13 protein-coding genes are annotated in these 15,650 nt (G+C 45.4%); 11 read left to right on the top strand and 2 right to left on the bottom strand.

Translation table 11 applies throughout. The annotated features are described in order from the left end of the window. Positions 1 to 92 precede the first annotated feature (92 nt). The 3 genes from atpD to MD536_RS14420 all read left to right on the top strand — a co-directional run bounded on the left by atpD (position 93) and on the right by MD536_RS14420 (position 3,646). On the top strand, positions 93 to 1,592 hold the full coding sequence (gene atpD, locus MD536_RS14430) for a F0F1 ATP synthase subunit beta (protein WP_239601357.1): 1,500 nt from the start codon (positions 93 to 95) through the stop codon (positions 1,590 to 1,592). A gap of 34 nt (positions 1,593 to 1,626) precedes the next feature. Next, positions 1,627 to 1,890: an ATP synthase F1 subunit epsilon gene (gene atpC, locus MD536_RS14425; RefSeq protein WP_239601355.1), complete on the top strand. Its 264-nt coding sequence runs from the start codon at positions 1,627 to 1,629 to the stop codon at positions 1,888 to 1,890. Between the two features lie 112 nt (positions 1,891 to 2,002). Beyond that, on the top strand, positions 2,003 to 3,646 hold the full coding sequence (locus tag MD536_RS14420; protein WP_239601354.1) for a DUF4139 domain-containing protein: 1,644 nt from the start codon (positions 2,003 to 2,005) through the stop codon (positions 3,644 to 3,646). Positions 3,647 to 3,841: 195 nt separating this feature from the next. Here the strand turns inward: MD536_RS14420 and MD536_RS14415 are convergent, their stop codons facing one another. Beyond that, positions 3,842 to 4,399 carry a YqgE/AlgH family protein gene (locus MD536_RS14415; protein ID WP_239601352.1) on the bottom strand — a complete coding sequence of 186 codons (558 nt, stop codon included), beginning with the start codon at positions 4,397 to 4,399 and terminating at the stop codon, positions 3,842 to 3,844. 130 nt (positions 4,400 to 4,529) lie between these two features. Here MD536_RS14415 and MD536_RS14410 point away from each other — a divergent pair, with 130 nt between their 5' ends. Continuing rightward, on the top strand, positions 4,530 to 5,876 hold the full coding sequence (locus MD536_RS14410; protein ID WP_239601351.1) for a sensor histidine kinase: 1,347 nt from the start codon (positions 4,530 to 4,532) through the stop codon (positions 5,874 to 5,876). Here the strand turns inward: MD536_RS14410 and MD536_RS14405 are convergent, their stop codons facing one another. Further along, complete coding sequence (locus MD536_RS14405) at positions 5,877 to 7,112, bottom strand: S-adenosylmethionine:tRNA ribosyltransferase-isomerase (RefSeq protein ID WP_239601350.1); 1,236 nt, start codon at positions 7,110 to 7,112, stop codon at positions 5,877 to 5,879. It lies immediately after the preceding gene. Between the two features lie 234 nt (positions 7,113 to 7,346). On the opposite strand from MD536_RS14405, the gene mraZ reads away from it, so the two are divergent. The 7 genes from mraZ (at position 7,347) to murD (ending at position 15,615) form a co-directional block, all read left to right on the top strand. Beyond that, positions 7,347 to 7,808: a division/cell wall cluster transcriptional repressor MraZ gene (mraZ, locus tag MD536_RS14400; protein WP_239601349.1), complete on the top strand. Its 462-nt coding sequence runs from the start codon at positions 7,347 to 7,349 to the stop codon at positions 7,806 to 7,808. A 1-nt stretch (position 7,809) separates the two neighbouring features. After that, entirely contained in the window at positions 7,810 to 8,718 is a 909-nt protein-coding gene (gene rsmH, locus MD536_RS14395; protein ID WP_239601348.1) for a 16S rRNA (cytosine(1402)-N(4))-methyltransferase RsmH, read from the top strand. Positions 8,719 to 8,777: 59 nt separating this feature from the next. Further along, positions 8,778 to 9,095: an FtsL-like putative cell division protein gene (locus MD536_RS14390; protein ID WP_234867007.1), complete on the top strand. Its 318-nt coding sequence runs from the start codon at positions 8,778 to 8,780 to the stop codon at positions 9,093 to 9,095. Between the two features lie 29 nt (positions 9,096 to 9,124). Continuing rightward, positions 9,125 to 11,236: a PASTA domain-containing penicillin-binding protein gene (locus MD536_RS14385; RefSeq protein WP_239601347.1), complete on the top strand. Its 2,112-nt coding sequence runs from the start codon at positions 9,125 to 9,127 to the stop codon at positions 11,234 to 11,236. Further along, positions 11,236 to 12,702, top strand: a complete 1,467-nt coding sequence (locus MD536_RS14380; RefSeq protein WP_239601346.1) for a UDP-N-acetylmuramoyl-L-alanyl-D-glutamate--2,6-diaminopimelate ligase — start codon at positions 11,236 to 11,238, stop codon at positions 12,700 to 12,702. Before MD536_RS14385 ends, MD536_RS14380 begins: the two co-directional genes overlap by 1 nt. A gap of 196 nt (positions 12,703 to 12,898) precedes the next feature. Continuing rightward, on the top strand, positions 12,899 to 14,173 hold the full coding sequence (mraY, locus tag MD536_RS14375; RefSeq protein WP_239601345.1) for a phospho-N-acetylmuramoyl-pentapeptide-transferase: 1,275 nt from the start codon (positions 12,899 to 12,901) through the stop codon (positions 14,171 to 14,173). A gap of 62 nt (positions 14,174 to 14,235) precedes the next feature. Then, entirely contained in the window at positions 14,236 to 15,615 is a 1,380-nt protein-coding gene (murD, locus tag MD536_RS14370) for a UDP-N-acetylmuramoyl-L-alanine--D-glutamate ligase (protein WP_239601344.1), read from the top strand. Positions 15,616 to 15,650 lie beyond the last annotated feature (35 nt).

The raw sequence follows: 15,650 nt of genomic DNA, 5'->3' as shown, positions 1-15,650 counted from the left end.
CTTCAAATTCCTTTAGGAAATGATGGATTTTAGCTGCCAACCCTTACCTTTGCGGCAAAATTCGAAAACCTCACCTAAAAAGGTCTTCATATATGTCAACGAAAGGAAAGATCAAACAAATCATCGGGGCCGTACTGGACGTGCAGTTCGATGGCAAACTGCCAGAAATTCTCAATGCCCTTGAAATCAAGCGTCCGAATGCGGATCCGCTGGTGCTGGAAGTACAGCAACACCTTGGAGAAGACAGCGTACGCTGTATCGCGATGGATGGTACCGAAGGTCTGGTACGTGGAATGGAAGTTGTTGACACTGGTAAGCCGATCGCAATGCCGGTTGGAGATGGAATCTATGGTCGTCTGTTTAATGTAACCGGTGATCCAATTGATGGATTGCCTGCAATTGATAAAACAAATGGTCGCCCGATCCACGCTAAACCACCATTGTTCGAAAACCTGAGTACTTCAACTGAAATCCTTTACACTGGTATTAAGGTTATTGACCTGATTGAGCCTTATGCTAAAGGTGGTAAAATCGGTCTGTTCGGTGGTGCGGGTGTAGGTAAAACCGTTTTGATCCAGGAATTGATCAACAATATCGCAAAAGGGCACGGTGGTTTATCCGTATTTGCGGGAGTTGGTGAGCGTACCCGTGAGGGAAATGACCTGATGCGTGAAATGATCGAAGCAGGTATCATGAAATATGGTGAAGCCTTTAAGCATAGCATGGAAGAAGGCGGATGGGACCTTGAAAAAGTAAACCTCGAAGAACTGAAAGAATCCAAAGCGACTTTCGTATTCGGACAGATGAACGAACCTCCCGGGGCTCGTGCACGTGTGGCATTGAGCGGACTGACGATTGCGGAATACTTCCGTGATGGTGATGGTACCGGAAAAGGAAAAGACATCCTGTTCTTCGTTGACAATATCTTCCGTTTCACCCAGGCAGGTTCTGAAGTATCGGCGCTGTTGGGACGTATGCCATCTGCGGTGGGATACCAGCCTACCCTGGCAACAGAAATGGGATTGATGCAGGAACGAATCACATCTACTAAAAATGGTTCTATTACCTCCGTACAGGCGGTATACGTACCTGCGGATGACTTGACGGATCCCGCTCCGGCAACTACCTTCGCCCACCTGGATGCAACTACGGTATTGAGCCGTAAAATCGCTGACCTTGGTATCTATCCTGCGGTGGATCCCCTGGATTCAACCAGCCGTATCCTGACTCCCCTGATTGTTGGTGATGCGCACTATAATACTGCTAACCGCGTGAAGTTGATCCTTCAGCGTTATAAGGAACTTCAGGATATCATTGCGATCCTCGGTATGGATGAATTGAGCGATGAAGATAAAATGACCGTACAGCGCGCCCGTAAAGTGCAGCGTTTCCTTAGCCAGCCCTTCTTCGTGGCTGAGCAGTTCACTGGTCTGAAAGGAGTATTTGTAAGCATCGAGGATACAATTCGTGGATTTAACATGATCATGGATGGTGAAGTGGATGAGTATCCGGAAGCTGCTTTCAACCTGGTAGGTACCATTGAAGACGCGATCGAAAAAGGTAAGAAGCTCCTGGCACAGGCACAGGGATAAGACAGGAATTGTTCCGAATCATTGAAACGAACGTATGAACTTAGAAATATTGACCCCAGAACGCAAGCTCTATTCAGGTGATGTGTACGGAGTACAGTTGCCTGGTGTGGACGGATTGTTTGAGGTTCTCGAAAAACACGCACCTATGGTAAGTGCGCTCAAGGCAGGTAAGCTGAAAGTGTTGAAAGACAAGCAGCAAGCTGATACCGAGCAGTATTCCATCCAGGGTGGCTTTGTGGAAGTTTTTCAGAACAAGGTGACCGTTTTAGTGGAAGGGGCCATACCTATGAATGATTAACACCAAGTGTCTTTTGGAATAACTAATCCCGCAGTTAACAGCTGCGGGATTTTTTTTCGGTTACTGGTTGCAGCTATATTTTCATTTTTTTGCTCTTGTAAGAAAAGGCCGTATGAAGAAACACCTGCTTTTGCCTTTCCTTATCCTTTGGGGCTTCAACAGTTATACACAACCGAAACGGGTAACTGCGGATACTAAAATTGAATCCGTAACCGTCTTTCTGAAAGGAGCGGAGGTTAAAAGAATCGGAACAGTTGCAGTACCACTTGGTAAATCAGAACTGGTATTGCAGGGAATCTCTACAGATATTGAATCGCCCAGTGTTCAGGTAAAACTGGAAGGAGATCTTACCATTCTTTCAGTTGGCGTTCGAAAGAATTTTTTGCAGGAAGAAAAGATACGTGAGGAAGTAAAGCAATTGCAGGACCAGATTGATGGCATTGAAGATAAGCAATCGCGCCAGCGCAAAATGCTGGAAGTATTGAAGCAGGAAGAAGCCATGCTGGTGAGAAACCAGGAATTAAAATCAGGAACAGTTGCTGTTAAGCCGGCTGATCTGAAAGCCGCCCTGGATTTCCAACGAGAGCGGTTGGAAGAGTTGTATAACAAGCAACTGGAAATTGAAAAAAGCCAGGTGAAACTGGAAAAGGACAAACAGTCTTTGCGGAACCAGGCCAATGAGATGAACAGTATACGAAATCTGGCGGTAAATGAAATTTATGCGGTAGTCGAATGCCGCCGTGCAGGGCTGGTACCATTGTCGACAACTTACCTGGTAAATAAAGCGGGATGGCATCCTTCCTATTCCATCGCGGTGAAAGATATCAGCGCACCTCTGGAGATACAGTTTGTGGCAAATGTATACCAGTCGAGCGGAGAGGTGTGGAAGGATATTAAGCTGGCATTGTCTAGTGGAAATCCGTCCCAGAATAATGAGAAGCCACAGCTGGAACCCTGGTATTTGAGGTATTGGACGCCGCCACAACGGGTTTTATCGGGACGACCAATAAGTGATCAATTAGCAGGCAGAGTTGCAGGTTTGCAAATCCAAAATAATGAATTGAATGAAGTGGTGGTAGTGGGATATGGCCAGGAAAACAAAAAGGCAATGACCGCAAAACCTCTCGAAATAACCACTGCCTACCAGCCCACCACTACCAAATACGAAATCAAGGAAATTTATACCATCCCCAATGATGGTAAAGTAGCTACCATTGATGTGAAGAAATCTTCGCTGCCTGCGGTATATGAATATTATGCCGCACCCAAACTGGAGGAGGCGGCCTATCTGACAGCCCGGATCACGAACTGGCAGGAGTTGGAATTGATGGCCGGCGAAGCCAACCTGTTTTTTGAGGGCACGTTTCTGGGCAAGAGTTTTATAGATCCTGCTCTGGCGGAAGATACGCTCTTTCTGTCGCTCGGACGGGATGCGAATGTAATAGTGAAGCGCACGCTGGTAAAGGATTTCAGCTCGAAACGATTCATGGGTGGAAACAAATCTGAAAGCAAACAATTTGAACTGAGTGTACGCAATAATAAAAAACAACCCATTACAATTTTACTGGAGGATCAATTTCCGATTTCCACTATGAAAGAGATTGAAGTGGAGCGGGATGGGCATGATGGCGGTCGGCTGAATAGTGAAACCGGATTGGTAAGTTGGAACCTTGCGGTAGTGCCGGGAGCAGAACAGAAGAAAACCATTCGGTTTACAGTAAAATATCCAAAAGAAAAACGTCTGAAACTGGATTGATTTCGTAGGTATACTAAAACCGTTCAAACACGTCTGAATAAACCGTTTTATCACGCTGGCAGTTGATTCGTTCCCTTTGTACTTTCACTCCGGGAACCAGCCAAAGACGAAGAGTGAATACGTGAGAAGGAAATTGGCTGGAGGGGTAGTAAGTGGAACAAAAAACCGGACTTCAATGAAGTGCCGGTTTTTTGTTTAGTTTAATTGCGGATCGATGGGATAATTGATCAGCTGCTCGTATTCTCCTCCCAGGTCTTTCAGGGCTTCTTTCCAGACGGCATTCTGATCTATCTCAAAAACCAATCGTTGGTTGCCTTTGGAGGTGATCCAGGACTTTTCTTTCAATTCATTTAGTAATTGTCCTTCAGACCAACCGGAATACCCAATAAAAAAGCGGATACCCCGGGGTGTTATTTCGTTATCGCGTAAAAGCTGTACGGCAGTTTCGAAATCTCCTCCCCAATAAATACCCTCCGCCACTTCAAAACCTCCTGGAATCAGATCCGGATACTGATGCAAAAAATGGATGGTATCAACCTGTACTGGTCCGCCGTAATAAACCGGTAAGGGCATGCCCTCTGCACTGGCCATCAACTGATCCAGTGTGAAATCATACAAACGGTTTAAAACAAACCCGAAACTGCCCTCTTCCTGGTGTTCACAAAGAAAAACCACCGTACGCATGAAATTAGGGTCCTTCAGAAAAGGATCCGCTATTAAAAGGGTTCCTGCAGCAGGTAAGATTTGTGTCATACAGTTAATTTATGGAATATTGGGAAATAGAACAATATTTGTTCAGGATCGCCTATAAACAACTGTTAATTCACAGCAGGAATACAGGGGCAGATAGGCCAAATCATTAACCAACGCTATTTTTGTCGGAATGAAGCGAATTTTTCCTTTGATCATTTTACTGGTGGCTCTTTCCCTGGTTGGCATCATTGTCATCCAGATATCCTGGTTCCGGAGTATGCTGGTCGTGAAGGAAGAACAGCTGGCGGATAATATCGTCAAAGCAATGGGGCAAACGGGAGAGGAGCTAATGGCTCAGAAAGGAACCCTGCCATCGCTGAAAAACAGGAGGCTTCGACCCAATCTGAGCTGGCCTTCTGATCAGTTGATGATGGAGTTGATGAAGCCATCCACCATTTCCGAGAAATTCACGCCCTTCGAAGTGCAGGAGAAGTTGAGAAAAAATTTCAATGCCTTTGGTTTGAAGGATACCCGTTTTGAATTCCTGATCACTTCAGATGCTGGTTTTCTGACGTATGATGAACTTCGCTCGCCGGGATTCGACAAAGTATTTGAAGATACTGTACGAAACCGCCGGTTTATTTATCCCTTACTAATACCGGGTGGGAGCAATATGGAAGGACTGGTTCCGGAGGAAGCGATGGTAGTAGTGGTGCCCAATGTAAAAAATATTGTATTTAAGGAGCTGCGATGGATGCTGAGTGGCGCCATCCTGTTCACTCTTATTTTACTGGCGGCATTTTATGTTACAGTTAGTGCCCTGTTGCGTCAGAAAAAACTCAGCGAAATCAAAAACGATTTCATTAACAACATGACGCATGAATTCAAAACACCACTCGCAACGATCTCGCTGGCAGTAGATGCCTTGCGAACAGAAAAGGTTTCCAACGATAAAGAGAAGATGCAATATTTCACTGGCATCATCAAGGAAGAAAACAAACGCATGAACAAACAGGTGGAAACCATTCTGCAGGCTGCGCTTATGGACCGGCAGGAAATCAATCTGAATAAAAAGCCGGTACATGTGCATGCAGTGATTGAACAGGTATTAGAGAATTTTGATCTGCAGTTACAGCATAAGAATGGGTATGCAGACCTGCACCTGAATGCGAAGAATGATCTGATCATGGCAGATGAAGTTCATTTCACTAACCTGATCAATAACCTGGTTGACAATGCAGTAAAATATTCCAAAGACAACCTGGTGTTAAAACTCTACACCAGTTCCAATGCAAGGGGTATTGTGATTCGCATTGAGGACAATGGCATTGGAATGAGCAAGGAAAGTGTGAAGCGGATTTTCGAAAAATTCTACCGCGTTCATACCGGCAATCTGCACAATGTAAAAGGATTTGGACTCGGACTCAGTTATGTGAAAACCATTGTGGATGCCCACCAGGGTAAAATCAAAGTGGATAGCACCCTTGGAAAAGGAACCGCTTTCACCATCGAAATGCCCTATAGCAAAGAATCCTGATTATTGTTTACACCAGAGCAGTGAACCGTCGCCATAACTAAGGAAACGGAATTCATGATCAAGTGCATATTGATAGATTTTTTTCCAATCCTCTCCAACAACAGCAGCAATCAGCAATAATAATGTAGATTGAGGTTGGTGAAAATTTGTGATAAGTCCCTTTATCATACGGATAGTATAACCGGGTGTGATGAGGATTTGTGTTTTGCAGATAAGACAATCCAATTGGCGGTTATCCATCCAGGTTAGTAAGGATTGTATTGCCTCTTTTGCAGGCAACGACTTTTGCATCCACTCATCATATACTTCCCACTGGTTAATACTGAGTTCTCCGATTGTAGCCTCGGGCATATAATGTGCCTTTACTCCCATCCAATAAAGGGTTTCCAGTGTTCTGAGCGAAGTGGTTCCAACTGCTATTAGTTGATCAGCCTGTTGCTGAAGGTTTTTAATGGAGTCCCGGCTAACATCAATGTACTCGGCATGCATATCATGCCCCTGCATGGTATCGGATTTTACCGGTTGAAAAGTTCCGGCACCAACGTGCAGGGTAACCATTTCTTTACATATGTTCTTTTCCGTTAGTTGATCCAGAAGTGATTGGGTAAAATGAAGTCCTGCCGTTGGTGCCGCTACAGATCCTTCTGTTTCTGCGTATACGGTTTGATACCGTTGTTCGTCAGTACTGTCGGCCGCTCTTTTGATATAGGGGGGGATTGGCACTTTCCCGGCGAGGTGTAATACTTCTGCAAAACTTAGCGCGGCTTGGTTCCAGGAGAACCGGATCAGGTATTCACCGGATCGTTTTTCAGCGAGCCTGGCTTCCAGTTTCAGGCCGGATTCCGATTCCAGTTCCAATACCTGTCCATCTTTCCATTTGGCTGCTCCTCCCACCAGGCAAACCCAGTATACATCCCCTTTCTGTAACATCGCAGTGGTAATATCGGGGTATCGTTTATCCGGCTCCAGGCAGAACAATTCCAGTGCTCCTCCTGTAGGTTTACGGAATGCAAGGCGGGCCTGTACAACCTTGGTGTTGTTAAATACCAGGGTGTAGCCGGATGGGATCATTACCGGTAGTTCCCGATAGGTATATTCAGATAGTTTGCCAGCCTTATATACCAGCAGTTTCGAGGCATCTCTTTCTGCCAGTGGATACAAGGCTATCCGCTCTTCAGGCAGATCATATCGGAACGCTTCAATTCGAATAGAACGGGGGGTTTCTGAAATAGCCATGAGGGCGCAAATTTCTGCAAAATAGTCGAATATTCAGCTTATCCACAGCTATTCACACTCAATTCACAGTCAGCTCAGGGGTTTACCCACATTTTCCGCGGAAACGTAGATCTACTAAGGGTTTGACGTAAATCTCCCATGTGGATAAAATAAAGCATCCAAAATTTCTCCCGTAAGTGGGAAAAAGTGTTATTTTGTGGTAATAAATGTCAAAATCAGGGCATATAGCGATAAATGAAAGGTTTTCTGGGCGAATACGAAGCAACGCTGGACGCCAAAGGGCGCTTCCTCCTCCCGGCCGGGCTGAAAAAGCAACTGCCGGAGAACGCGATGCCATTCGTCATTAACCGTGGGTTTGAAAAATGCCTCACCTTATATCCCCAGACCAGCTGGGAACCGATATATGCGCAGATCAGCAAGCTGAATGATTTTGACCCCAAAGTACGGGAATTCAGAAGGTTTTTCATGAACGGGGCCACAGAGGTGGAGCCCGATACAGCCGGAAGGTTACTATTGCCTCCCAATCTGAAAGAGTATGCAGGGCTATCCAAAGACATCGTACTGGTGTCGGCGGTTGACAAAATTGAGATTTGGGACAGTGCGACCTACAAGAAGTTCTTTGAATCGTTTTCAGCTGACAGTTTCAGCAGCCTGGCACAACAGGTAATGGGTGGTGGAAACGGAAACGGGGTTTGATATGCAGGAGGAAGCTTACCATATACCGGTACTGCTTGCCGAATGCCTGGATGCCCTGCAGATTGATCCGGCTGGTACCTATGTGGATTGCACCTTCGGTGGAGGCGGGCATTCCAGGGCCATACTGGAGAACCTGGGTCCGGATGGCCGATTGGTTGCCTTTGACCAGGATGCGGATGCCGCACAAAACCTGCCGGATGATCCGAGGGTCTTGTTTGTGCCGCATAATTTCCGGCACCTGCAACGGTTTCTGCGCCTGCATAAAATTGGCAGTGTGAACGGGGTGCTGGCGGATCTGGGGGTGAGCAGTCACCAGTTTGATGAAGCCGAACGTGGTTTTTCCATTCGCTTTGATGCCGACCTGGACATGCGCATGGATGCCCGTTCTGAACGAACTGCTGCGCAGCTTTTACAAACTTACTCTGAACAGCAACTGCATAAATTATTTGAGCAGTACGGAGAAGTAACAAATGCCAGAACGCTTGCAAAAACCATTGTTACCCTCAGGGCTACGATGCCGATGCAAACGATCCAGCAGTTCAAAGCTGCCATTCAGGGTGTGGTGAAAGGCAATCCGAATAAATACCTCGCGCAGGTTTTCCAGGCGCTGCGGATTGAGGTGAATGATGAGATGGGGGCGCTGAAAGAATTACTGGAGCAATTGCCTGAAGTATTGGTGCAGGGTGGGAGAGCGGCAATCATCACCTTTCATTCCCTGGAAGATCGACTGGTGAAACAGTTTTTCAAACAGGGAAGTTTTGAACCGGAGGAAGATCATCCTTTTGAAAACAAAAAACAGTTGAGTCTGCTGAAAGTGATAACGAAAAAGCCCATTGTACCAACAATGGAAGAACAAAAAAGAAACAGCCGATCCCGGAGTGCAAAACTCAGGGTGGCAGAAAGAATATAAAGACGGTCTATATCGTAGTAGTGAAATGTTAATGTCCTATTGATCAACCAGCCAGTCGTATGAAAAAACAAAACGACAAAAAAGAAAAAAGATTCCGGATCAACTACCAGGCGGTAGTGCAAAACCTGCCTTTTTTTCTTTTCTTGAGTGCACTGGCCGTGGTGTATATCTACAACGGACACTATTCTGATAAGATTATCAAATCCATCAGCAGAACCAATAAGGAATTAAAGGAACTGCAGTTTGAATATAAAACGATTAAAAGTGAGGTGATGTTTCGCAGCAAGCAAACGGAGGTTGCGAAGGCGGTAGCTCCACTTGGATTAATGGAATTAACAACGCCTCCGGTGGTCATTAAAAAAGATGCCGGACAATAATAAAAACAGAAACCTAATCGACCGGCGCTGTGGAAGTAAAACGCGACATACTGTGGAGAGTGTACCTGTGTTTTATCGGTATGGTAGTGTTTGCATTTCTGGTGATTGGGAAAGCTCTTTACATACAACAGGCTGAAGGCGCCTACTGGAGAAGCAAAAGCGACAGTTTGCATACGCGGATCATCAATTTGGATGCAGATAGGGGTACCATCTACAGTGAAGACGGGAGCATGCTGAGTACTTCGATACCCTATTTCAATATTTATATTGATTTCGGTGCCGAAGGTTTGAGAGATAAAAACGGAAAACGGTTTCGTGAACATCTCGATTCACTCAGTTATTCGCTGGCCGGTCTTTTTCAGGACAAATCTGCGGATGGTTACAAAAAACTGCTGCAAGCCGGCTACCGGAAAAAAGATCGCTATTTTCTACTGAAGAAAAATATCGATTTCGAGCAGTACAAACAACTGCGGGAATTTCCACTGGTACGACTTGGCAGAAATAAAAGCGGATTTATTGCAGAGGTAAAAAGCAGGCGATTGAATCCCTTTGGTATGCTGGCGAACAGGACGATCGGACTGGCGAGAGAAAATGCGCAGAATGTTGGTCTCGAAAGAACCTATGATAGTCTGCTTAAAGGAGAAACAGGAAAAAGGCTGGTTCGTTTCATCGCAGGAGGTGTGGCAGTTCCGGTAGAAGGTTACGAAGTAGAGCCGGAAAATGGAAAGGATCTGATCACCACACTGAATGTAAATATCCAGGACATCGCTCAACAGGCCTTGCTCAAAATGATGATTGAGAATGAAGCGGTAAATGGTACCTGCATTGTGATGGAAGTCGCCACAGGAAAAATCAAAGCGATTGCCAACCTGGGAAAAAGAGGAGAAGGTGAATACTGGGAGGATCTGAATTATGCGATCCGTGCTTCTGAACCTGGTTCTACGTTCAAACTGGCAACCATGCTGGCGGTTCTGGAAGATGGCAAGGCGAATCTTGGATCACAGGTAAACCTCGAAAATGGCGTATGGCAGGTAAACCGGAGAACGGTGTACGACAGTGAACGTCACAAACGGACCAATGTATCGCTTCAGCAGGCTTTTGAGTTGAGCAGTAATGTGGGAATGGCAAAAATGGTGATGCAGCATTACAGCGGTAATCCGGAGAAGTTCATCGGTCATTTGAAGCGGTTACGCTTACATGAAGTTTCAGGGATTGATCTGGTGGGTGAAACACAGCCCATCATTAAGACCCCGAAATCCAAAACATGGAGTGCTACTTCGCTGCCCTGGATGTCGTTTGGGTATGAAGTGCTGGTGAGTCCGCTGCAAACCCTGATGTTATACAACGCGGTGGCAAATAACGGTAAGATGATGCGGCCTTACCTGGTGCAGGAAGTACAGCAGGATGGCAGGACGATTTGGAACAGGGAGCCGGAAGTGATGGTGGAATCGATTTGCAAGGAAACAACACTGAAACAACTGAAGACGAGCCTGGAAGGTGTGGTGTTGAACGGTACTGCAAAATCACTTTCTACACCGTATTACAGCATCGCGGGAAAAACAGGAACAGCCCTGGTAGCGAACGGAAGCAGAGGATACGCAGATCATATTTATCAGTCATCGTTTGCTGGTTATTTTCCGGCGGACAACCCAAGATATAGTTGCATTGTGGTAATTAAAAACAAACCCTTTGCTGCAAAATATTACGGCGGAACGGTAGCCGGACCGGTATTCCGGGAAATTGCCGATAAGCTCTTTGCATTGGAGGCACAGCAGCTACCTGTTCAGACAGTGTCTTTGCCAAAGCCCGACAGCAGTAAGTTTCGTTATGCCGGAGCAAATGAAAAAATGAAGACGGTTATGCAAACGCTGAGCTTGCCGTACAAAGACAGTGCTGCTCAAACGGATTGGGCAGTGCTCGAAGCAGATGAAAATTATCGCTCGGTTGTAAAAGCATTGGATGCAAAAAACTCCGGACAAATGCCGGATCTGAAGGGAATGGGATTAAGAGATGCGCTTTTCCTGCTGGAAGAAAGAAAACTGAAAGTGCAGGTAAAGGGTAAAGGAAAAGTGATCAGCCAGTCGCTGGCTCCGGGAAGCATGATTCAACCAAAACAAACGATTACGATTGAATTGAATTGATGACCAGTTTGCAGGATATATTATATGGGGTTTCGATCCGCTCGGTGCAGGGAAACCTGCTTACGGAGCCGAAGGATCTGCAGATTGATTCGAGAAAAATAGTATCCGGTTCCTGTTTTATAGCCATTAAAGGAGTGCAGGCGGATGGTCACCAGTTCATTGAAAAAGCGGTTGCAGCAGGTGCGGGTTCGGTAATTGCGGAAGTGCTGCCGGCTGAATTGAAAGAAGGAGTGGTGTATGTGCAGGTGGCAGATAGTTCAGTAGCAGCAGGTGTGATGGCCTCCAATTTTTACGGGCAGCCATCCAGTAAGTTAAAACTGGTTGGTGTAACCGGTACCAATGGAAAAACAACGGTTGCGACCCTCTTGTACAAGCTCTTTACTTCATTGGGATATGATTGCGGATTGATCAGTACGGTGAATAATGTAATCGCTGGTGAAGTGATCGAAGCAACTCATACAACACCGGATGCGATCCAGCTGCAGGCTTTGCTGAAGCGGATGGTTGACAAAGGTTGCCAGTATGCATTCATGGAAGTAAGTTCTCATGCCATTCATCAGAACCGAATTGCAGGATTGGAATTTGCGGGCGGAATGTTCACCAATATCACACATGATCACCTGGATTATCATAAAACCTTTGATGAATATATCAGGGTGAAGAAAAAGTTCTTTGATGAGTTGCCTGCTTCGGCTTTTGCGATCAGCAACCTGGATGATAAACGTGGAATGGTAATGCTGCAAAATACGCTTGCCAGCAAGCAGTTCTACAGTTTGCGTTCGATGGCTGAATTCAAAGGGAAGATACTTGAGAATGGACTCACCGGATTGCTGATGACAATCAATGACCAGGAAGTTCATTTCAGGTTGATTGGAGAGTTTAATGCGTACAATCTGCTGGCTGTATATGGTGCTGCCATTAACCTGGGAGAAAATAAACAGGAAGTATTGGAATGTTTGAGCAAATTATCGGGAGCAGAAGGAAGGTTTGATTACCAGGTGTCGCCGGTTGATAAGATCATTGGCATTGTGGACTATGCGCACACACCGGATGCCTTGCTGAATGTGTTGAAAACGATAAAACAACTGAAACAGGGAGAAGAGAAAGTGATTACGGTTGTTGGTTGCGGTGGTGATCGGGATAAAACCAAACGCCCGATCATGGGGCAGGTAGCCTGTGAGTTTAGCGATAAAGCGATTTTCACTTCCGACAATCCGAGATCAGAAGATCCTGATACGATTTTGCGAGATATGGAAGCGGATTTGAACTCGGCAGCAAGGAGAAAATTCATTTCGATCGCCGATCGGAGGCAAGCTATCAAAACAGCGTTTAGCCTGGCAGGGCCAGGTGATATCATACTGGTGGCAGGTAAAGGACACGAGCATTACCAGGAAATAAAAGGAGTGAAACATCACTTTAATGATAAGGAGGAGATGGAGCTTGTGATAAGGGAGCTTGGGAGATAGGGAGCATGGAAGATGGAGGAAAGGAAGAAGGGAAGAAAGGAGTAAAGGAAGATAAAACAAAGGAAACATTATAAAGATATTTTGAGTTTGAAAAGGGTAATTCATACTTCCCAATTCATACTTCCAAATTCTTAGGACGGTTACATTCAATCACAGTCATCGGCTGGACACCGGTGACACCAGTAACAAAACCATCATGCTGTACCACTTAATTGATTGGTTAAAGGAAATGGACATCCGAATCCCGGGAAGTGCGCTCTTGCAGTTTATCACTTCCCGGGTGTTACTGGCTGTGATTTTGTCGCTCGTCATCACAACGGTATTTGGAAAAAAGCTGATTAATTTTTTGCGGAACAAACAGGTGGGCGAGTCTGTCAGGGATCTTGGTTTAGCGGGGGAAGAGCAAAAGAAGGGAACGCCGACAATGGGCGGACTCATTATCATTCTTGCAATACTGCTACCCACGCTCTTGCTGGCTGATTTGAATAAAGCCTATGTGCGACTAATGATTTTTTCAACCATCTGGCTTGGTATTATCGGATTTGTGGACGACTACCTGAAACTGCGTGCTAAACAAATCGCACAGAAACAGGGTGTGGCATATAAGAAAGGGGATAAGGATGGATTGGCAGGCTGGTTTAAAATACTGGGACAGGTAGGGTTGGGCTTGATTATCGGTCTGACGCTTTTATTCAATGAAAATACAAAGGTTTGGAGAGAGTATAAAGGGGTGCCGGGTTCGGATGCCAATGTGAAAGTAGTGAAGCAGCAGAATACAGACCGGTATTTTGTAGAGGCAAATGAACCCATTACGACTATTCCGTTTGTAGCCGGACATGAATTCAATTATGCCAAATTGCTTCCGGAAGCAATAAGAGGATTCACCTCTGTCCTATATGTGTTAATTGTAATTTTTATAGTGACAGCTGTTTCTAACGGTGCAAATATCACGGATGGAATTGATGGCTTAGCAACAGGTGTCAGTGCTATAATTGGTGTTTGTTTAGGCGTATTTGCCTATGCGAGTGGTAATCTTTTACTGGCCGATTACCTGAACATAATGTATATCCCCAATCTTGGTGAACTATCGATTTTTATTGGAGCGATGACGGGGGCCTGTGTCGGATTTCTTTGGTACAATGCGTATCCTGCTCAGGTTTTCATGGGAGATACAGGAAGTTTAACGTTGGGAGGAATAATCGCAGCGCTGGCTATCATAGTGAGAAAAGAATTACTTATTCCCATCTTTTGCGGTGTATTCCTGGTGGAGAATCTGAGTGTAATGTTACAGGTGAGTTATTTCAAATACACCAAAAAGAAATACGGTGAAGGACGACGGATCTTTTTAATGAGTCCGCTTCATCACCATTATCAAAAGCTTGGTTATCACGAAAGCAAGATCGTAACACGGTTTTGGATCGTAACTATATTTTGCGTGATTTTCTCGATTGTAACCTTGAAAATCCGCTAGGAGAGTAGCGAAAAACCACCCGCCTGAGAAATTGATATTGTGGTGCAGTGAATCCTATGTTTATGAAAAGCCCCCGAATTGTGGGTAGCATGAATCAGCGAATGAATCAGTTTGTAGTCATATTGGGTGCCGGTGAAAGCGGTGTAGGTGCTGCCATTCTTGCTAAAAGAATGGGTTTCACCTGCCTGGTGAGTGATGCCGGAAAATTGCAGCCCCCTCATCGCGAAGAACTGAAGCAATTTGATATTGAATGGGAAGAAGGACATCATAATGAAGAACGCATACTCACGGCTGATATTGTGATTAAGAGTCCAGGTATTCCTGAAAAAAATTCCCTGGTAAAAAAAATCCGCGAGAAAGGTATTGAACTGATCAGTGAAATTGAATGGGCCTGGCGATACATAGGTGACAGTAAAGTAATCGCGATTACAGGAAGCAATGGAAAAACGACTACTACGGCATTGACCTATCATATCTGTAAACATGCGGGATTGGATTGTGCACTGGTTGGAAATATTGGTTACAGCTTTGCGAGGCAGATTGCACTGGATCCAAAGCCCTGGTATGTGGCAGAGGTGAGCAGTTTTCAACTGGATGACATAAAAGAGTTCAGGCCACATGTTGCAGTGCTAACAAATATTACAGAAGACCATTTAGACCGGTACGATTATCAGTTTATCAATTATATCCGGAGCAAATTCCGGATTACCATGAACCAGAGACCATCCGATTATTTCATCTACTGCGAGGATGATGAGGTAACGATGCAACATATAAATGAATTCCAACTACTATCTAACCCATTACCTATTAGTATGAGAAAAGAATTACTGCAGGGCGCTTTTATCAAAGAACAGGAAATGAACATTGCGACAAAAGATGAAAAATTCCAGATGAGCATTTATGATTTCGCGCTCAAAGGCAAACACAATCAATACAATACTATGGCAGCAGGGTTGGCTGCATCCGTTATCGGATTGCGCAAGGATAAGATCAGGGAAGCCATTCAATCCTTTGAAGCGCTGGAACATCGGATGGAAACCGTCGCCACCGTACGTGGGGTGGAATTTATCAACGATAGTAAGGCGACCAATGTGAACAGTACCTGGTATGCACTGGAAAGTATGAACAAGCCGGTTATCCTGATTTTGGGTGGAGTGGACAAAGGGAATGATTATTCTCTGCTCTTGGATCTGGTGAAAGAAAAAGTAAAAGCGATTGTATGCATGGGCGTGGACAACCGAAAAATCCAGGAGGCTTTTCAGAACCATGTACCGGTGATGGTGAATACGGGTAGTGCCGCAGAAGCCGTGCATTCTGCATTCCAGCTTTCTAACAAGGGCGATGTCGTATTGCTGAGTCCGGCTTGTGCCAGCTTCGACCTGTTTAAAAATTACGAAGACCGCGGCAAGCAATTCAAAGAGGCTGTTTTAGCGCTCTAACGTCTCACCCGTCCGGTGCCACCGGACGGGTGAAG

It is taken from the genome of Flavihumibacter cheonanensis (genome assembly GCF_022352215.1).
GTDB lineage: Bacteria > Bacteroidota > Bacteroidia > Chitinophagales > Chitinophagaceae > Flavihumibacter > Flavihumibacter cheonanensis.
The sequence above is the reverse complement of the archived record's forward strand: the minus strand, read 5'-3'. Positions and strand labels throughout refer to the sequence as shown.